This is a genomic window from Frigoribacterium sp. UYMn621 (assembly GCF_040549525.1).
In the GTDB taxonomy this organism is placed as follows: Bacteria; Actinomycetota; Actinomycetes; order Actinomycetales; family Microbacteriaceae; genus Lacisediminihabitans.
Genome location: NZ_JBEPTM010000022.1, coordinates 1 through 19,918, shown reverse-complemented (window position 1 = coordinate 19,918; position 19,918 = coordinate 1). Strand labels below are relative to the sequence as shown.

Sequence of the window (19,918 nt, the reverse complement as noted above, 5' to 3'; positions counted from 1 at the left end):
TGGCCAAGGCTCTGGTGTGTTTGTGACTTGGTCATCGCGCGGTGTGGATTTTGGAAGGAGCAAGCGCATCGAGAAAACCGTCCCAGTGAGGGTTCCGCTTCCGGGCACCCCAAATATCGCAATACGGCCGAAAATCGGCTTCGGGGAACACGGCCAAATACCGCCCGCTGGTCGTCCGGGCCTACGGTCGCTTTCAAGGCGGCCTTCTGCTCGGCTTCACTCACTGGCCCGAAGCGGGATCTTTTCTGTCAGCATCGGGGTGCTCCTCGTTCAGCTCCAGCTTCGGCCGGTCACTCAGCAATGCCAGAAAACGATCGACGCCAAATGGCACCTGCTTGTTCTTGTGCCTAGTCGCTGGCAGACCGCGGAGCGTCATCCGCCTGATTTCGCTGTGTTTTTCGGACCGTTGATGTGGATTGGTGCGGAGCGTGTCCGCGGAGGCTTTCTCGGGCGATGGCGGCGAGGTGGCGAAGCCCATCGCGTAGCGGGTGCAAGTTGGAGTTCCGTCCGGCGGCTGGGGGGTGCAGGGTGATGGGAGTTTCAGCGATGCGTAGGTATTGACGGTGGGCGTGGATAAGCATATGGGTGGCGAATTCCATACCGGTGCTCCAGGTAGGCAGGTCGGTCATGGTGGTTCGGGTAAAGGCGCGCAGTCCGCAGTGGATGTCGCGGGTCGATAGGCCGGTGGTGGTGCGGGTCAGGGTTGACAGCAGCCAGTTGCCTGCGTGGTTGTACCGGCTCATGGCGGCGCGACTGGGGGGTAGGGCGAAGCGGTCGCCGATGACGATGTCGTGGGTTTGGTTGGTAGCGATGGGGTCGTAGAACGCGTCGAGGTTAGTCAGATCGTATGTGTTGTCGGCGTCTGCCATGATCACGATCCTGCCGTGTGCGGATTGGATCCCAGTGCGCAGGGCGTTGCCGTAGCCGACGCGAGGTTCGTCGATTACGCGGGCGCCGGCCGTGAGAGCGCGGGCTGCGGAGGAGTCCGAGGAAGCGTTGTCGACTACAAGGACTTCACCTGTCAAGTTGCGGAGGCTGATCCAGGCCAGAGCGAGGTTTATGCAGATGGCGACGGTGGCCGCTTCGTTGCGACACGGTAGCAGGATGGTCACCTCGAGCGGGGTCGACACGGATATGGGGGTCGCAGCGCTTCGGGTGTGAAAGGTCGGCTGATTTGTCATGGTTGGCAGCTGCTGTATAGGGCCCAGTTGTGGTTGGACTGGCGAGGCGGGGCATCAGTAGGGAAATTTTTTTGCTCCGTTAGGGATGTCATGGGTCCGTATCCGGCCAGCTCCGCGGCTTCCCTCGTCAGTGGCTGGAGCAGGACTCCGGCGCCCGCTTGGTCGGCTACCGTGATGTCGCGTAGCGGGCGATCGAGAGTTAGCGCGGTCACGGCGACCATGGCGGGGCTGCGAACGACAACGGGTGCGGTGCAGTGTCGTGCAAGGTCGGTGTCGAGCAGTTCGACGGCGGACGTGAATGCTTCGGCTCGTACTTGGCGTGCGTGGAGAACGTCCTGCCAACCGGAAACGTTCGCTCCGGCCGCTCCCGCGACGAGGGCGATTGCTACGACCACCGCCACCGTCAGGGATGCCCGCGTGGTTCGGACGAGCCGCACCGCCAGGGGAATGCAGAGTGCAGCCAATGCGATGCTGAGCAACGCCGGCAGGAGCAGATAACGGGCGACCAGCGGAGTGCCAATCAGTCCCTGAGCCAAGTAGGCGATCAGAGCCACGCCGATGAAGCTACCGGTGATGGTTGCAGCGCGCATTCGGTGCCGGACAGCGATGGCGGCAGCTACGGGTTGGCGTTTGCTGGTCCGCACCGGGTGGGCCGCGCCCATTCGGGCCGCGCGCGTTAGGGTCCGGCGAGCCACTGCCGCCGAAATTAGGGCAATCGCCGCTGCGACCAGGGTGAGCCATCCGGTGGGACCGGCCAGACCGGGTAGGGCCTGGGTGAGGGCGACAACCGGGCCGCGGAGGTTGTTGTTGATCTCGGCGTTGGTGTTGGCGGAGTGCAGCCCTATCAGCGGGTCCCCGCCTGCTGCACCCATTACAAGCCATGCCGCGATGGCCAGGGTTAAGCAAACAGCAAATATCCCCGCAGTGAACACCCAGGTGAAACGGCGTGCTGCGCTGCGCTGGTCGGGATCACGGCGGCCTATGAACGACAGAGTTAGCGGCAAACAAGCGAGCAGGACCGCGTCAGGCCGCAACAGTGCCGCGACCATGAAAACCGCCACGGCAGCGGAGTGCCGAGATCGCAGGGTCAGGAGCACCGCACCTAGTCCGAGTGCGCAGTAAGGGATGTCGCTTGAGGCGCCGAGGACGAGCAGACCGATTGGGGCGCTCACTGCCGCAGAGCCGATGGCGGCGCCGACGGCGATACGGCTTGCGGTCAACTCGAACGTCACGAAGCACAGCAGGGTCAGGGATGCCAACCAAGCGACGACGTTGAGGCCCCCGGCGGCGGTGATGGCCCAGTGGACCGGTGCGAAACCTACACCCGCCCCAGCAAGCACAGCGAGCGGGTGCGGCGTGGGAGACGATGGGTGCGCAAAGTTCAAGGGATGGCCACGGACGAAGTCGCGCCCCCACGCTAACGTGAACGATGCGTCATACCCCGGGGTGATCAACGGTGCACAAAAAGCTACCAGGGCCCCCGCGGCAACGAGACCGAGAATCGTTGCGATGAGACGCCGAGATTTCCGTGTTTCATCCATTCGGTTAATTCCTCCGGTGGATGAGTTGCGGCCGCCCGTGATTGTGTTAGCATACCTCAACATTGCTCTAGAAAGAGCGCATTCCTCAAAGGAGACTGACCGTCGTGCGCTCATTTCACTGGAACTCACCTGAGCACGAAAACGTGTCCAACGCGACGCCCACAGGTTCACAATTCGGCTCCGGCGCGGTGGTTTCTCTCGTTGCGATGGTCGCGGTAGTTACTCTAAGCCTCGGCATGGTCACAGCTGGCCCCGCGGTGGCCGCTTCACCCTCGCCCACCCTCGCCCCGAGCGCCCCGATCGTGCCACCCCGCCCGACCGCCCCGGCGCCAGTGGGTAAGGTGCCCGGTTCGAGTTCGCCCTCGAAGAAGACCCCTACATCTCCTCCTGTGGCGGCTGCACGGATTGAGTCTTGGACTCCAACCAGTCACTCAGTGACCACTGACGGCAAGACGACACTGGACTTGTTTGCCCATCCCGCGTTCAAACGTGGGGTCGATGGGTGGACAACAATCGACTCGACGATCACCACAGGGGCAGGAAAATATCCGTTCCAAGCACTCGGGTTGGCCAACCCGGTGCACTTCGGCGTAAGCGCTGACGCATTGGTGACGATAGATACTGTCAGCGGCCCAGTGGTGTTTGGGCTTGAGGGTGCCACGATCAACCCACCGACGTTGAATAAGGGTGTGGTCACATATTCCGGAGTGTTCCCCGGCGTCGATCTGGAATTCAGTACCGAGGGTGGCCGCATCGGCAAGCACCTGATCTTGGCCGACAAGCGCACCCAATCGAAATTCCGGTTCACAATCACCGACCCGCAACACACCCTCGGCAAACCGAAAAAGGGCGCTGGTGAGGCGTGGACCTTCTCCGCTGAAGTGGCCTTCGCCACCGGGATGGCATTGCCAGCACCCGCAGCCTGGACTCAGGCGAAAAAGGGACCGGGCTTGCCCGGCAGTGCGCACCAAGGCGTGTCCGTCACCGCGGGCGGATATGCGATCAACCTCAGTGTCGATCCGTTGTGGGCGAAGACCGCCGCATACCCACTGGTCCTCGACCCGGCCGTGCAATGGGTCGACCAAACATGGGTAAACAAAGACGGCCTTGCGGTCGCGTTCGCACCGACGGGCGCGACCGATTGCAGTGGCGGACCGTGCCAACTGGCAGACCCCATCGACGGACAAGTGGCCATCGGTCGCTTCGACTTCAACGGGTTAGGGGAGAAGTCGTTCCTCACCTATGTCGGTGCCAACGTCAATGTTCTTACCGGACGCCAAGTCAGCTCAGCTGTTTTGGGTGGCTACGAATACTCGACTACGCCAACTGTTGGTGCCCTCTGCTCGAGCATCGGGACCGGGAGCACCGGCACGGACCTTGCTGCTGCGCGTTGCGGCGCCCCGGTCACATCAACCCACCAATATGCCTCCAGGCCCGACTTTGGGTGGTTCACCGACGTCACCGCCGCTGTGCGGGCTGCCGTCAAAGGCGCAGGCCCCACAGGATCGACTGCAGGTTTCGCCATCGACGTCGATCCGAACGACCCTTCTGGGTCAGGCCTGCAAGAATCACCGGGCCTTCGTTTGGTGTACGCCGGGTACCCGGTCCCGCGTCCACTGACCGCAGGTCAGACATTTGGTTGTGATTGCTGGGCGGGTCACTCCTCCGGCAACCAAGCAACGGCGGGCGACCCGGTGAATACGGCCACTGGTGCGTTGATGGAGAAGTTCGCTGACGTGTCCCTTACGGCACCCGGGCAACCGATCGACCTTTCCCGCACGTACAACTCGCTGGATACCGCATCGGGGCCTTTCGGCCCGGGATGGTCATTCAGTTATGGTGCCTCCCTTGTGACGAACACGTCCGGGGAGCTGGTCTTCACCGACGGGTCCGGCACGCGCACACGCTTCGGCGCGATCGTCGGTGGCGGGTACGCGCCCATCGACCCGGCAGTGTCAGCGAGCCTGTCCGACGGTCCAAACGGCACCCATGTGATGCGCAACCTGGCCGGCAACACCATGACCTTCGATACCACAGGGGTACTGATTGCGGCGGCAGACGAGCGCGGCCAGGGCCCGACGTTGGCGTACACCGCCGGTGTGTTGACTACGGTTACTGACGCGCTCGGGCAGACTCTCACGTTCGGGTGGACGGGGACCGGCGTGGACGCCAGGATCGTGTCCGCGACCACCTCAGACGGCAGGACGGCCCGGTACACCCACACCAGCACGGCGGGCGCACTGCGCCTGACTGGGGTAGTTGCTGTCGATGGCACCACTACAAAATATGGGTATGCGACAACCGGCGGGTTGTCGTCCATCACCGATCCTCTGGGGCACATCAGCGCACGCAACACCTACAACGCCGCGGGACGCATCACGAGCCAGCTTGACCAGACCGGCGCGAAGACCACCTTCGCCTGGAACCCGACCACTCAGACCGCCACGGTCACCGATCCGACGGGGAAGGTTCGCACCGACCTGTACAACAACTTGAACCTCGTCAAACAGACCGACGGGAACGGGGCTGTTGTTGAGCAGTTATACGACGGGAACAACAACCCGGCGGCGTCAGTGGATGCTGCTGACCGGCTCTACCGCAACGAATATGACGACCGGAACCGTCTGGTGCTTCGCGTCGCCCCCGCACCGCTGAATTACACCGAGTCGTGGACCTACGACACGGCCGACCATGTCGCAAGCCACACGGACGCCGCCGGCTTCACCACCACCTACACCTACAATGCTGCGGGCCTGGTCACCACGGTCGGCAACCCGGACGGTGGAACGAGCACCTACACGTACACCACGGGTACTGGCGGGGCGCCTGCGAACTTGCTTGCAACGTCGACCGATCCCTTGGGCCGCACCACGACCTACACCTACACCGTTGCCGGTGATCTCGTCACCACGGTGACGCCTAGCGGGCGAACCACAACCTCGACTTACGACGCGGCACACCGGCCGACGTCGACGACAAGCCCCTCCGGCGCGGTAAGCCGGCACACCTACGACGCGGCCGGCAGGATGCTGACCAGCACCGACCCAGTCGGAGCTATCACGACCAATACGTACGACGCCGCTGGTCGGGTAACCAAGACCACCGACGCTCTCAACCACGCCACGACGTTCACCTACGACAACGCCAACCGACTCACCAGCACAAAAGATGCCGCCGGAAGGATCACCAAGACGTCCTACGACGCCGCGGGGCGGGTCGCAACCACCACGGATCCCCTCGGCGCGATCACCACGTGCGCCTACGACGCAGCCGGCCGTCTGATAGGCACAACTGATGCGCTTGGGCACACCACCACCAAAACTTATGACGCGCTAGGTCAGCTGACAGCAGTGACCGACCCCACGGGAGGGGTGACGTCGTACAAATATGACGTCGTGGGTCAGATGACCTCGATGACCGACCCCGACGGCGTGACGCAAACAACTACCTACGACCAGAGAGGGCACGTAGCGGCGGTGACCAATGCCGCCGGCGGATACCAGCAGACCGCCTACGACGCCATGGGGCGGCAATCCCAAACCACTGACTCGGATGGGGTCTACACCAGCTACTCCTACGACCTGGCCGGCCAACTCCTCGCCCAGACTCGCACCCGGTCCACCGACACCTACATCCCCGGCTACTACGAGGACAGCACAACCTTCACGTACGACGCCGACGGACGCCGGACCAGCACGGTCGACCCGCGAGGGAACGTCCCGGGCGCGGCACCAGCAGCGTTCACCACCACGGTGACCTACGACGCGGCTGGACGCCCGACCACGACCACCGACCCCTTGGGTCGCACAGTCACAACCGGGTATGACGCGGACGGCCGCCCCACCAAAGTCACAGACCCGGCAGGCGGTGTCACCACCACCGCCTACAACACAGTGGGCTGGCCGACATCGGTCACAGCGCCAAATGCGGCCAAAACGAGCTACTCCTACGACAGCGTCGGCAACCTCACCAAACGACTTGACCCACTGTCACATGCGACGACCTACACCTACGACAAGGCCGGCCGAGCGCTCACTCAGACCGATGCGCTCAGCCGGGTCACCGCAACGTCCTACGACACGGTCGGCAACATCACCAAAGTTGTCAAACCTTCGGGCACCGCAACTGTTAGCAACCTGAACGATGGCACCGCGTCCTACGCGTACGACGCGGCCAATCGGCTGACTGCCACCACCTTCTCCGACGCGACCGCAGCTTTCACCTACGACTACAGCGCCGCGGGACGCCTCGTGACCGCACAACGTGTGCAGAACGCCAACGTCGTGGCGTCCAGCGCGTACACGCATGACACGTCAGGCCGTACGACGTCCATAGTGCGGACAGGACCCGGCGGTGGGACGACAAACTACGCCTACACCGATGCCGGGCGACTATCCGGCACCGCATGGTCGACGGGGATGGCGGCGGCGTACAGCTACAACGGTGTTGGGGAGCTAACGACAGTGACGCCGTCAGGTGCCGGCAGCCTGCACACAGCTCAGTATGACTATGACCAGTCAGGGCGTGTGTCCACTGTGACCCGCGCGGGCGTGTCGACACCGACAACCACAGCGATGATCTACGACAGTGCAGGTCAGATGACGTCGCTAACCCATTCGGCGGCCTCGACTGTCCTCGACGGGTACGACATCACACGGGATACCCGCGGCAACCCGACGAAGGTAGCGACGACCGCTGCGGGGGCGACGACGACGGCGCTGTACGGGTACGACTCGGTCAGCAGGTTGACCAGCGAATGCTACCCAGCCACGGGTGTGAGCTGCACGAGCACATCGCCGAACAAGTCTTATACCTACGACACGGTCGGCAATCGTAAAACCCAGTCCGCCCGCACAGTGTCCGGCACTACGGCCATCACCGTCTCCACCGCTTACGCCTACGACGCTGCCAACGAGTTGCTGTCCCAGACGGTCGCCGGGGCGCCGACCGTGACCAACACGTGGACCCCTAACGGGGCATTGGCGACCTCGACAACCCCGACCGGCACGACAACATTCACCACGGACCTAACCGATGAATTAGTCTCAGCGACCTTGGAAAATGGCTCCGCCATTTCGTACACCAACGACACGAAGGGCAACCGAACCTCCCGCACAGTCGGAGGGGTGACGCAGGCGACATGGGCGTGGGATGACCTGTCGAGCCTCCCGGTGCGCACAGGCGAGTATGACCAAACCGGTTCGCTGACCACCGCATGGCTGACCGACCCGACCTCCAGTACCGGGGCGGCACTGGCCGAGAGCTCCGGTGGGGTCAGTTCCTGGCTGCTCAGCGACCCGTTCGCCAACATCACCGCCGCGGTCGCAACCACCGGATCAACCGTCTCGGGCACCCGTGCGTTGGACGCATTCGGTAATGCGCGCACCGCAGCGACCGGGTCTCTGGCCACCTCGGCCATCGGTTTCGCCGGGCAATACCTGGAATCAGCCACGGGTCTGTACGACATGCGCGCTCGGGACTATTCATCGGCAACCGGGCGGTTCACCGCCAACGATCCGGTCGCTGTTCCCATGGGAATGCCGTACGTGGCCGGATACTCCTACGCGTTCAACAACCCGCTGACCGGGACCGATGCCAGTGGTAACTGGTCCAGCAACTGCGGCTCCTACTCGCAACTGTGTGACTCGTATTCATTCTTCGCGAACGAGATCATTGGCGCAGCGAAGGGCGTGGCTGGCATTGTGGGCGGCATTGTCTCGTGGAACGTGGACCCGACAGGCACGGCTATCGGTTTGGGTAATTCCTGCCATGCTGGATTCGCGCAATACGGAGGCAACGGTCCATCCTTCGAAGGTTTCTTACAATGCGTAGACAATCTCAATCCGATAGCCGCGATACGCAACGACTTCACTTCCTCACTGAGCGCAACCAATGTTGCAGAATCAGGGCAAGCCTTCGGGCAAGGTCTCCTCGGCTCCGCGCTAGTTGCGGCTCCCTTCGCCAAGGGCATCGCCCGCGCGTCCGCAGACTGCGCGACGGCAGACAGGGGTAGCGCGGGCGCGAACGCCGGACGAGTGTTCAGTTCAGCGGACCCGTACGTGGCGGACGCTGCAAACGCTATCGAGCGAGCATTTCCCGGACGGGTGAAGGGGGTCAACTCTCAGATCCACATGACTGACGGCCTGAGTCGCGAGGTCGACGTCGACCTAGGCAACATGGTGGTGCAGGTGAAGAGCGGTAACGCGAGGGGTCTAACTGGCCAGCTTCAAAAGACAACCTCCACCACCGGGCTTACGGCAATCGGTTACGCGCCAGACATTCCGAACGGAGCATGGGAGGCTGCGGCGCGACAAGGGATCCGCATCGCGCGCTCCCCCGACGAGCTGGTCGCAATCGTAAAGGAGCTTGGACGATGAAGGGCGCATTCTTGGTTTCGGAACAGCCCGATCTGGGAGCGCTCGTTCTGGCCGCTTTGCGAGATGCTGGGGCAGAAGTCACGGCGGACGGTGTGGGCCAGTTACGAGACGAGCAGGGTCGTTTGTTCACTGTGTTCGCGCGGCTGGATCCCAACGAGGGTTGGGATTGGCGGGACGGCCCCGTGACACACGTTGGCGAGGGACCAAAGCCGGATTTGCAGGTCTCCTCCGCGTGCTGGATCGAGTGTCGGTGGGAGGAACTCTTTGTCGCGAACGTGCGAGCGCTAGCGTTTGCGTTGGCGGATAAATCGTGGGTGTTGGATGGGGACGACGTGCTCTGGCCCGCTGAGGACGTTGACGCGGCACGAGTGCGCCTTTAGTCAATCTGCGCGCTCGCGACCCGAGGGGCGGATCGGCGAAGTTCAACAGCATGGGCCGCAAAAGGCGTTGGGTCCGCTTTCTGGTCGGGCATCAAGGGTAGTGACTCTGCCGCTGGGACATGGGCGGCCGAGAACGGCGGAATAACCTTGGAGAGGTCGCTAGAACAGCGCAGGCTATCGCTTCCGGCCCTCGATCGGTCAAATCCGGTCTCCGTCGCGGCCTGGCGCCAAGCGTCCGTTGCCCAGCGGTAGAAGGACAGCCTCGGCTATGACACGGACGAGTGAGGGACTGATGTCTATCTGGTTGACTCGAAATTTGTCGCGTTCGACGTTCCGCTTGCGGGCACCCGATCAGGTCGAAAAGTGGTCTCGAGTACGTTCTCGAGACGGTGGGAAATGCCGTCCGGTGATCGTCCGTCTACCGGGCACCGAGTTCGCCACCCAATTCAGCGATGTCTTGACGTCGACACTGCCTAGTAAGCGGTCCTGACCGCCGTGACGAAATCTTCTAGGGTGGTGAAGAACGTCGGGAAGGTCTTTTTGACGCAGCCAGGGTCATCGAACGACATGACGCCATTCGATTTTAATCCCGTGATGCTGAAGGCCATGGCGATCCTGTGATCGCCGAAAGTCTCGACTTCGACTGCCTTGGGTAGTCCAGGAAGGATCCGCAACCAATCTCTGCCAGTTTCTACCTTGATTCCCATTCGGCTGAGGTTCACTGCGCAGGCTTCGAGGCGATCACACTCTTTCACCCTCGTATTGAAGACGTCAGTAATCAACGTTGGAGTTTTCGCAAACGGGGCAAGGGCTGCGAGAGTCGGCATTGTGTCTGAGATGTCACGCATATTGACTTCGACGCCCTGAAGATGACCCGAGGAGGAAACCGTCGCCCGCGAACGATCGAGGTGTACGTTGGCCCCCATTTTCTTGAGCACGTCGACAAACCTTAGATCGCCCTGTAGCGACTCCGTTCCCAGTCCCTCGACGTGGACCTCGACTCCGAGAAGCGCTGCGGCCGCAAAGAAATAACTTGATGAGGACGCGTCGGGTTCGACGCGGTAGGTGCGGCTCTCGTATGTGCCCGACGGGACTCGGAAATGGTCGCCGTCCCTCACCACATTGATGCCGAAGTCAGCCATCATGCTGAGGGTCATGTCAACGTAGGGACGGCTGACTAGGTCGGTTACTCGTATGTCGAGTCCCTTTCGCGTGAGCGGACCCACGAGCAGCAAAGCTGTGAGAAATTGGGAAGATATTCCGGCATCAAGCTCAATCTCCCCACCTTCAAGACCGTCGGTATTTATCGTAAAAGGATGATGTCCCGTTTGCGCGCCAACCGTGATGGATGCCCCCAACCGTCCCAATGCATCCAAGAGTGGGCTCATGGGGCGTTTGCGCATCTGGTTCGATGCGTCGAAGGAGAATTGGCCGTGGCCCGAGGCGCTCAGGGCGGGCAGAAAGCGAGCTGTGGTGGCGCCGTCTCGGCAAAAGACGCTGGCAACCCCCGTCGGACCTTCCGGCGATCCTTTAACGTGAAGGTCGTCCCCATCCCGCTCAACGGCATATCCCAGGGTTGTTAGCCCTTCTACGAACCCTTCGGTGTCGTCAGAGAAGAGTGGCCGACGAAGAGTCGTGGTCCCCTTTGCCGCGGCAGCGAGGAACAGCGCCCGCGCGGTAATGGATTTGGAACCAGGTATAGCGACTTTCGGCACCTCGGTAGCGTATCGGGATTGGCCCCCGATCCCACTGTGCCGTCCTCAGATCAGCCTTGTCCATGGCGTCAACAGAGAGTCGTCACATTCTCTGCGTGGACAGTCTCAACTCCTTCTTTCTCGAAACCAGTGACGACTGCGCTTCTCTATCGGACCTGATTAGCCAAAACTGAAATCCGCACCACGGCGTAAGCGCAACGGGTTCCGCTTGCGGACGGCCGATCCAGGCGAAAAGTGCTCTCAAGCGCGCTCTCGCACCGGCGGGAAACGCCGTCCGGTGGTCGTCCGGCTTGCGAGCGGCGGCGCGACGGACGCAGCTCTTCCGCGGAGGCGCGTCGCCTGAGCTGGGCGGCGACAGCTCCTGGGACATCAGCGAGGTGCTGGTCGACGTCTTCAGCAGTGGTCTCAGCCGGGCCAAGGCTGTAGCTGGCGCACCAGTCGCGGAACATCTGCCGGTCGGTGACGGAGGTATCAAAGCGCATCGGGTTCCTTCCCGTCAACGCGGTTGGTTGGCATTTGCTCACGGCAAGTTTCGGCGCATCTGTGCTCACCCTCTGATGGCTCAAATAGCGATCCTGGAACCGCTACGATTTTCGCATTCGCCTACTTCCCCGAACCCTACTCGTGTCGACTACCGGGTTGGTGCTGGCGTTCTCCACTGGCTGTTCCTCGATTCCGGTGGCAACGGGAATCCCGTCGACCCCAAAGCCGACTCCGATGTCTGGGATGACGCAGGCTCGCAGCTACTTTCTGGACATTGTTTGCCCGTATGTCACCCTCGTGAAAGGTTCTTCGTCGGGGTCGGCGGATTCTTCGTTGGATGGGATCCATAGTCACGCGCTCAAAGCTCAGAAGGATCTTCTCCATGGAGCTGATCTTTTCAAGAACCCTGGCGCTACGTGGCCGGCCGAGCTTCAGCCCTCTATCGACGTCATCGCGGCAAATTTTGTGGACAACGGTGCCTATTTTGGGAAAGTTGCCGTGGCGAAATCTGTGACGGAAATCCAGGGGCTGCCTCGTCCGCAGCAGGACACTGCGAAGCAAAGCAAAGCAAAACTGATGCTGCTTTTGCCGCTATCGGCGAGAAGCTTCAAATAAATACAACACGGCCGGACTGCACTGGTCACACCAGCTAGCCATCCCACTGTCCGTCGGTTGGTGAGCGAAACCGGCCGCTAGGCTCTCTCTCATGGGATGGGCTGAAGGCATCGAACAGCGGGTGGCTGAGACGCGAACTGCTGATCTAAAGCAGAAAGCGAATTTCGAGGACCCGGAAAGCAAGTCTCAGAGGATCAAAGATCTTGTGACCCGACTTGGAAGAGACGCTGCTTCCTTGTTGAAAGAACAGGGGATCAAGCCTGTCCGAGTGATTCTCGCGAGCGCTTCACCTAGTTTCACCACCATGGTCGTCGACGGTGAGATGGGCTGGATTGTGGTGTCCGGTGGCGCCCAAGTATCCGACAGGGTCTATCTGCTTACCGACGGGAGGCTTCGCGGCTTCTACACGCAGTCAGAATCCACCAGATTGAGAACTGTCGATCTTGCCCACGAATTGGCGAATAGCTTCCAGGCGCCTGGAGGAGCACAATTCGGACCCTACGTCATGATGAGCGACGGAACTTTGAGGAGAACTTCTTCCGACAGCAACGGTCACACGGTGGCTGTAAGCAACTTCCAGACGTTCTTCGAGGGCTGGCTAATCCGCACTCTGGCGGATCACGACCCATCGATTGGCTAGTCCTCGATCGCGGGTGACGGTGTGGGCCGTCTGGGCGGGGCAAAGTGACGGCGTTCACATAGAGTCCGCCCAACTTGAGGGATCTCCGCTGGCTATATCGCTGGAATCGTGATGTCTCTGGCTCTCGCTACTACGACAAGGTACTCACGAAGTCAAAAGTCGAGCGTCTCAGCAAGCTCTCTAAAAACGATCGTGAACTCTTTATCAGGCTCGCAGAAGATGGTAGGTCGGGAAGCAGAGAAGCAGAACGGTTCTACGATCAGTAAACGGCGGGCCGGACCGGTTCAGGTACCCCTGAACAGACAAGTGGTCCAAACCGTCAGCAAGCTCTAGCAATCCTCGTCGCAACCGGAAGACGCTATTCAAAAGATAGGGCTGGACCCAGCGCGTGGCCTCCGCCAAATTGGTGGTTGCGATGAATCAAAAATATGTGTCACCATTTGGCGATGCGCTGAAAGTTGGCGCCCTATGGGAGGAACACGCCTTGGCGTATAACTATCGGTCGGCGTTCGTTCACGAATACGTCGACAACAAAGTCGCCACGGGTGGAGGTTTGAATCCGCTATCGGGGGTGTCCGAGGCGCTGAACAAGTGGGCTGGACAAGGCTACGAGCCTTACACGATTCAGTACGAGCGTTCCGATGACTTTCACGTTACTACTTACATCACTTTCAGGAAGGTAATTTAATTGTGGGGAAAGCTACCGCGCTAGTTTTTTTTGGTGGGATTATCACTATGGTCATCGCCTTCTCAGCGCAGCAATTTGGTCTGTTGCTGTTTGGCTTCTTGGTCTTCTTGGTGGGATGTTGGATGTTCGGTCGTTTAATCCGGCGGGGGCGTCAAGCCAGCTTTTCGAAGAAATCAGCTTCGCAGGAAAGCGACTTCATGAATTAACCGTTTCGCTTGATGGGCGATGCGGCAGGGGTAGTCAGCTCCTGGTCGTGGTACGAGAGACGTGGTGCCAAAACCGAACCTCGGTTCTTATCTTTCACCTCCGCGTTCTGCTTGGTTTACAACGCTTTCCGCTGCGTGAATCGATTTCAGCCTGAGCAGAGACCATTCCGGTGTGAGACACGTCGAGCCCCGCGATGTCATATCCCACTTTTGCTCTCGATCTGCGTCACTCACCGTTCCCTTGTGACACACGTCGAGTTCCGCATTGTGATTGCCGCGCTCGTGCCCGAGTTGCGTCACTGATCGTTGCCTTGCGGGCACCCCTCGAGGCAGTGATCGGTCTTTAAACGGTCTCCGGGACGGCCGTCACAATCGACCCGATGATCCGACTCTCAGCTATGCCGACGCCGTGGCAATTTCATAATCTAGCGACTTATCACGCTGCTGATAATCGTTCACGATGAACTATGGCTCTGATCACCGCGAGTAGTTCCTCATCAAGCCGGCATCCGCATGACTGGGGTCGTTCTGTCGCTATCGCATTGGAGAGTTTGGTCGCGCAGTCGCAGGGTGCTGGGACGGACTTGAAAACTTCAGAATTGTTCGGCGCCGACCTGACCCTGCGTATTGAACCGCTGGCGAACGGCGCCACGATCACGCTCGCGTGGGACCGCCCGGAAAATCAGCATTACTAGGCAACGCCAGCCGCCAGAAGAGACAACGGCTGGAACGGCACGTCACCTTCTCCCGTTAAGACTTGGAACGCTCGGCTCGAGACTCGGTTCGTGAGTCTCCGATGGAGGGGCGGGGAGTTCACGAGGTTGTGGTCGCCGTGACAGTAGTGGTTCCCCTTGCGGACGGCCTTCGGGCACAAAAGTGGCGTCCATCTGGCCGCCCCGAACGTTCGGAATCCCGCCCGGTCACCGAACCAAAACCAATGGACAACTGCAACCTGTCGGAACGGTCGACACCATCTATCGCCCGAAGTCGCCTGCTGCAGGAGAATAGGGACCAGTATGCGAACCCGGGGGTGGAGGAGTTCAAGAATTCTGTCGGCAATGAGCGTGCGACTCCTTGAAGGTAACCGGATAGGTAACCAAAAACCCTGCCGACGCAACCAGATTGGCCGGTAACAGTCGGTAGACTGAAGCCATGAAAACCGCACAAACACGGGGTTTTTTGTCGGACAGTCGCTGCGGTGCCACCGGGCCAGGGCCAATCTTTTGTTCTTGGTTCGAGTCCAGGTACCCCAGCTCTTAAACCCCTGATTTCAAGCGGAAATCAGGGGTTTCTTCATGTCACTCGTCACTACCGTTTTACCTCTGTTATGTCGCAGGACTTCGGTGACAGTTCTGCGTCGTGACTTCGGTGACGTTTCCGGGGTTCTTGCTGGTGACACTTCTCCCTCCAGAGTCGAGGGATGAGCCAAAATGATGCTGTTGATCCCCGTGTTCGTCTTGCGATCTCGCAGTGGCCGCCGGATGCGCCGCGTGGTGCGGTGACGACGTTCTGCGCAGAGCACGGCATCTCCCGGAAGACGTTCTATCTCCTGCGCGCGCGAGCCGCCACCGATGGACCCGCCGCGGTGCTCGAGCCGAAGTCTCGGCGCCCACGAACGTCGCCGACGCGGTTGAGCGAGGACGTGAAGCGGCAGTCGCTGGGGGTGCGGGCATCGTTGGAGCAGTCGGGACTGGACCATGGGCCGATCAGCGTGCGGGCGAAGATGATCGCGATGGGGTTATCCGCCCCGTCGAACGCGACGCTATCGCGCGTGTTCCGCGACGCGGGTGTTGCCAGGGCGGCACCGAACAAACGCCCGCGCGCGTCGTTTCGCCGGTTCGTGTATCCGGCGCCGAATGCGTGCTGGCAGCTCGATGCGACCGAGTATGTGCTCACGGGAGGTCGCAAATGCGTCATCTTCCAACTCCTTGACGACCACTCCCGCCTTGCTATCGCTTCCCACGTCGCTGCCGGCGAGACCTCGGATGCTGCCGTTCACGTCGTCGGGAAAGGCATTGCTGCGCACGGCGTCCCGCAGCGACTTCTGACGGACAACGGCGTCGCGCTGAACCCGTCCCGGCGTGGAATCGTCGGCCAGCTCGTCGACTACGTCACCCGGCTCGGAGTCAAGCCGATCACCGGCAAGCCCTACACACCGACCACGCAGGGCAAGAACGAACGCTTCCACCAGAGGTTGTTCCGCTTCCTCGACAAGCAGCCCCTGGCTGCGACCCTGGGTGAGCTCCAGAGGCAAGTCGATGAGTTCGACCGGATCTACAACACCGAACGCCCCCACCAAGGACTCCCTGGGCATGTCACCCCGCAGCAGGCCTGGGATGCGATACCCGTGGCTGACCCGCCCCGGCCACTCACGCCAGCCTCCCCGTCGCCGTCACCGGTCGCGGCCAAGGGCGCGCTCCTTCCGGAGAACACCCGCCACGTCACTGCCAGCGGAGGGATCAAAGTCCAAGGGGTGAAGTTCCAGATCGGTAGCCACCTCGCCGGAACACTCGTCACCATCGTCCGCGATGAGACGACCATCGCCTTCTACGACGTCAAGACCGGCGAACTCCTCATCGAACACCCCTGGCCCGAACCAGGCACCCGCTACGTCAGCAACGGCAAACCCCGCGGGCCAAGAAAAGCCTCTACAGCCGGACCGTCACCGAAGTCCTGACGCATCGAATGTCACCTATCTCCTGACACAGATTCGTCACCGAAGTCCTGACACATCACAATCCTTGATCAAAAGACGGAACTAAACCCAGGCCGAATCACTGTGACAATGAGCAACCCGCTAGGCTAAGCCGCATCGTGATGCGCATAGTGGTAGGCAGATGACCGGACAGACAGCGAGTGCCGTGCCGCGGGTTCGCTGGCACCGAATCGTCCTCGTCCTGCTCGCCGTGCCGGCGATTCTTTTCGGCTTGTTGGCGATGCACGGATTCACGACTTCCAGCATGGGCGGCAGCCAGGCCTCTATGGCTGTCCCTGATCAGGCAACCGGCATGGTGATGCACGCCGTCGGCAGCATCACCCTAGTAGCGATGAACTCCGATTCGCCCTTGCGTGCCCGGAACTGCGAGGGCGCCTGCGGTCCCGACCATGCGATGCTTGGTATGGCCTGCGTTCTGGCGCTTCTATTCACGGTTCTCTTGTTCGCCTTGCACCCTGTTCTGAGCCGGCGGGAGGGGATCCGCCGCAAGATCTCGGCTCTCGCCGCGAAAGTCTCGACCTTGGCTCCGCCGACACCGCCATCCCTTCACTGCCTCTCCATTAGTCGAACCTGATTCTCGGCCGCCCGCCTTTGCCTGGCAGGCGCCCTTTCTGGCAGGGCGTCTGAGCCGAACCTTGTTCGGTGATGCACGTATCACATCAGATATCACCAGAGGGAGCTAGCTCCTTCGCGCAACCTTCCGGCGCTTCGGTTCAGTCCCCTAACTGTTGGGTCCAACCAAGAATTGCCCTGCAGTGAGCGTGTTCAACAACGAAGAGGCCGCTGCCCAGAACGGCATTCTTGGGGCCTTCTCACTGCCCCGCCAACTGTCCTGGCCTAATGAGGCTTCAGCCGCCCGAGCTCAGAACACTCTTTCGATCCGCAATCCCACAGAAGGAATACCCTCATGGGCCGCACAAAAATCCGAGCTACTGAACGGCGAGCTGCCGCCGCCGAGATGATCCGTACGCACGAAAGACAAGAGCGACGACGCAAGCTCCTTATCTATGGGATCGGCGCGCTAGCACTGGCGGGAATCGTCATACCGACAGCGGTTTTGCTCGTTGGAGCTCAGCAGCAAAAAGCTGCAATTCACACTGCTGCAGGCAAGACGATTGCGGGTGTTCAAACCTTCTCGAACCTGACCCGGAATCATCTCGCGTCGCCCGGACCGTTCGCCCAGGACCCACCGGTTGGCGGCGACCACTCGCCACTATGGGTCAATTGTGGCATCTATACGCAGCCCATCAACGACGGTCGCGCCGTCCACTCCCTCGAACACGGAGCAGTGTGGGTTACCTACAGTCCCTCTCTTCCGAGCGCCCAAGTGCAGGCTCTCGCCACTCAGGCCAAAGCGCAGAAATATGAGCTCCTGTCCCCGCGGGATGGACTCCCCACGCCAATCGTGGCATCGGCCTGGGGGCTGCAACTTCAAATTTCAGACGCGAGTGACATACGCCTGGCTGCTTTCCTCGGCAAATACCAACAAGGGCCTCAAACACCCGAACCGGGAGCCGCGTGCAGTGGAGCCCCGACGAATTGAACAGGAATCCGGCTATCGAGCAAGACAGAGCCCTCCTCCATCACCCCAACGATCGGAAGTCAATGAAGTCCACCCGAACTATCGCTGTGGCTGCAGCAACTGCCGCCGCAGTGAGCGCCACCCTCTTGCTGTCGGGCTGTACCTCGAGTGTGGGGTCATCGGCGGATGCGTCCCCGAGTATGGCGAAATTAGAGCATATTCATGAACTAGTCGCCGGCGTCGAACCGGGCATTCTTCTGGCGGCCACCCATGACGGCCTCTACCGGCTGTCGATCAATGTCACCGGTGAGACCAAGGCTGTGGGGCCGATCGGGGGCTTGGATTTCGATCCCATGGGCTTCACCATCGCTGATGGTACCGCCTATGCGTCCGGGCACCCCGGTCCCACAACCCCGAAAGCCTTCGGAGGCCCTAACTTAGGCCTCATCACCAGTACCGACGTCGGGGCAACGTGGACCAATATTGCGCTCACCGGAACAACTGATTTCCATGGGCTCGCCGTCATGACCGCTGGGGGCGGCCCTGCCCGCGTGTTCGGAATCGACGAAAGCAAACAGCGAATCGAACGCAGTCTCGATGGTGGTGTGACTTGGAGCGCTGGTCCGTCCCTTGTGGCTCGCGACATCCTTGTCCTCAATACGACTCTGTACGCCACGACCCCGGACGGCCTCGCCGTCAGCAACGACACTGGAGCCACCTTCACCCTCGATCCCGGCGCGCCGCCGTTCTACCTTCTCGCCGCCGACAAGGAAAGCACCCTCGTCGGAGTCGACACCAGTGGCACTCTCTGGACGCGACCCGCCGGGCAGAACTGGAGCGCGGGCCACACACTAACTGGAACTGGAACCGGAACCGTCCAAGCTTTAGCCGTGGACGGAGCGCGGATTTTCGTAGCCGACGATCGGGGCATTACCTTCACCGACAACGTCGGTGCAACCTGGACCAGCATGAAGGTGCACAAATGATCCGGTGGCGCCGACTAGAGCCGCATCTGCGGGGGCGTCACATTGGCCATCGGGGCCTGGACAGCTTTGCTCTACTCGATACAGAAACTCATCGGCGCAACGGTCCTCGCTAAATGAGCACCCGAAATAGGGGATCGAAACCCCGCCCCTGGCTGCTGATCGCAGCGATTGCCGTCCCCCCGGTCATCCTCGCTTCCCTACTTCTGCCCTCAATGCTGGCCGGGACCGGCTCCGCTCCGAACAACCTATGGGTGGGCGCCTCGGCCTACGGACCAACCAGCAAAGCCCCTCGTTCCGCTATCGAAATAGCCCATAAAGCGCTCCACGACATCGGCACTCAATGTCGGCGCTCCGTCCCCGAGGCCGGAGTCATCACCTTCGATGTCACCCTGATCATTGCGTTCTCCACGAAATACCCCGTCGGCCGGTCGTGGGTCTGTAAGAAATCTTGTGTAATTGGTTCGGCGTGACATCCGCGGCTGGGAGCTGTGGGATGGGAACAATGACGCATGAGCAGAGATATTCAGAAGCATCTTCGCTTTGATCCTGAGACGGGCCGGCCGTTGCCGGCGGAGACCGATTTCGCCGCGTTAGCGGCGGAGCTCGTCGAGTCGGCTAAGGGGCAGGGCATCGAGTTGACTGGGCCGAATGGGCTCCTGACGGGGTTGACCCGGCAGGTGTTGCAGACAGCTCTTGAGGTCGAGATGTCTGACCATCTGGGTTATGACAAGCACGACTTCGACGGCCGCAACGGGCAGAACTCGAGGAACGGGTCGACGCCGAAAACGTTGCGGACCGAGATCGGTGAAGTGACGGTCCAGATTCCGAGGGATCGGCAGGGAACTTTCGAGCCGGCGATCGTGCCGAA

14 protein-coding genes are annotated in these 19,918 nt (G+C 61.1%); 11 read left to right on the top strand and 3 right to left on the bottom strand.

The window, feature by feature from the left end; translation table 11 throughout:
* Positions 1 to 347 precede the first annotated feature (347 nt).
* The gene (locus ABIB54_RS16930) at positions 348 to 1,130 is read right to left on the bottom strand and encodes a glycosyltransferase family 2 protein (RefSeq protein ID WP_354576700.1); all 783 of its coding nucleotides are present in this window, start codon (positions 1,128 to 1,130) and stop codon (positions 348 to 350) included.
* A 47-nt stretch (positions 1,131 to 1,177) separates the two neighbouring features.
* Positions 1,178 to 2,722, bottom strand: a complete 1,545-nt coding sequence (locus ABIB54_RS16925) for a hypothetical protein (RefSeq protein WP_354576699.1) — start codon at positions 2,720 to 2,722, stop codon at positions 1,178 to 1,180.
* Between the two features lie 434 nt (positions 2,723 to 3,156).
* Between ABIB54_RS16925 and ABIB54_RS16920 the strand changes: the two genes are divergently transcribed.
* Positions 3,157 to 9,099 carry a DUF6531 domain-containing protein gene (locus tag ABIB54_RS16920; RefSeq protein WP_354576698.1) on the top strand — a complete coding sequence of 1,981 codons (5,943 nt, stop codon included), beginning with the start codon at positions 3,157 to 3,159 and terminating at the stop codon, positions 9,097 to 9,099.
* Positions 9,100 to 9,952: 853 nt separating this feature from the next.
* On the opposite strand, the gene aroA is transcribed toward ABIB54_RS16920, so the two are convergent.
* The gene (gene aroA / locus ABIB54_RS16915) at positions 9,953 to 11,194 is read right to left on the bottom strand and encodes a 3-phosphoshikimate 1-carboxyvinyltransferase (RefSeq protein ID WP_354576697.1); all 1,242 of its coding nucleotides are present in this window, start codon (positions 11,192 to 11,194) and stop codon (positions 9,953 to 9,955) included.
* 726 nt (positions 11,195 to 11,920) lie between these two features.
* Between aroA and ABIB54_RS16910 the strand changes: the two genes are divergently transcribed.
* The 10 genes from ABIB54_RS16910 to ABIB54_RS16865 form a co-directional block, all read left to right on the top strand.
* Positions 11,921 to 12,292 carry a hypothetical protein gene (locus tag ABIB54_RS16910; protein WP_354576696.1) on the top strand — a complete coding sequence of 124 codons (372 nt, stop codon included), beginning with the start codon at positions 11,921 to 11,923 and terminating at the stop codon, positions 12,290 to 12,292.
* A gap of 91 nt (positions 12,293 to 12,383) precedes the next feature.
* A complete protein-coding gene (locus ABIB54_RS16905; RefSeq protein WP_354576695.1) occupies positions 12,384 to 12,932 on the top strand; it encodes a hypothetical protein in 549 nt (182 codons plus the stop codon).
* A gap of 388 nt (positions 12,933 to 13,320) precedes the next feature.
* The gene (locus ABIB54_RS16900) at positions 13,321 to 13,620 is read left to right on the top strand and encodes a hypothetical protein (RefSeq protein ID WP_354576694.1); all 300 of its coding nucleotides are present in this window, start codon (positions 13,321 to 13,323) and stop codon (positions 13,618 to 13,620) included.
* 47 nt (positions 13,621 to 13,667) lie between these two features.
* Entirely contained in the window at positions 13,668 to 13,826 is a 159-nt protein-coding gene (locus tag ABIB54_RS16895; protein WP_354576693.1) for a hypothetical protein, read from the top strand.
* A 467-nt stretch (positions 13,827 to 14,293) separates the two neighbouring features.
* Positions 14,294 to 14,521, top strand: coding sequence for a hypothetical protein (locus ABIB54_RS16890; RefSeq protein WP_354576692.1), 228 nt, complete (start codon positions 14,294 to 14,296; stop codon positions 14,519 to 14,521).
* Between the two features lie 725 nt (positions 14,522 to 15,246).
* On the top strand, positions 15,247 to 16,503 hold the full coding sequence (locus tag ABIB54_RS16885) for an integrase core domain-containing protein (RefSeq protein WP_502917158.1): 1,257 nt from the start codon (positions 15,247 to 15,249) through the stop codon (positions 16,501 to 16,503).
* A 160-nt stretch (positions 16,504 to 16,663) separates the two neighbouring features.
* Positions 16,664 to 17,116 (top strand): DUF6153 family protein, encoded by a 453-nt coding sequence (locus ABIB54_RS16880; RefSeq protein ID WP_354576691.1) that lies wholly within the window; start codon positions 16,664 to 16,666, stop codon positions 17,114 to 17,116.
* A gap of 333 nt (positions 17,117 to 17,449) precedes the next feature.
* Complete coding sequence (locus tag ABIB54_RS16875) at positions 17,450 to 18,085, top strand: thioredoxin-like domain-containing protein (RefSeq protein WP_354576690.1); 636 nt, start codon at positions 17,450 to 17,452, stop codon at positions 18,083 to 18,085.
* A gap of 179 nt (positions 18,086 to 18,264) precedes the next feature.
* Positions 18,265 to 19,050 (top strand): WD40/YVTN/BNR-like repeat-containing protein, encoded by a 786-nt coding sequence (locus ABIB54_RS16870; protein ID WP_354576689.1) that lies wholly within the window; start codon positions 18,265 to 18,267, stop codon positions 19,048 to 19,050.
* Between the two features lie 509 nt (positions 19,051 to 19,559).
* Positions 19,560 to 19,918: transposase (locus tag ABIB54_RS16865; RefSeq protein WP_502917157.1), on the top strand; the 359-nt coding region annotated here is incomplete at its 3' end.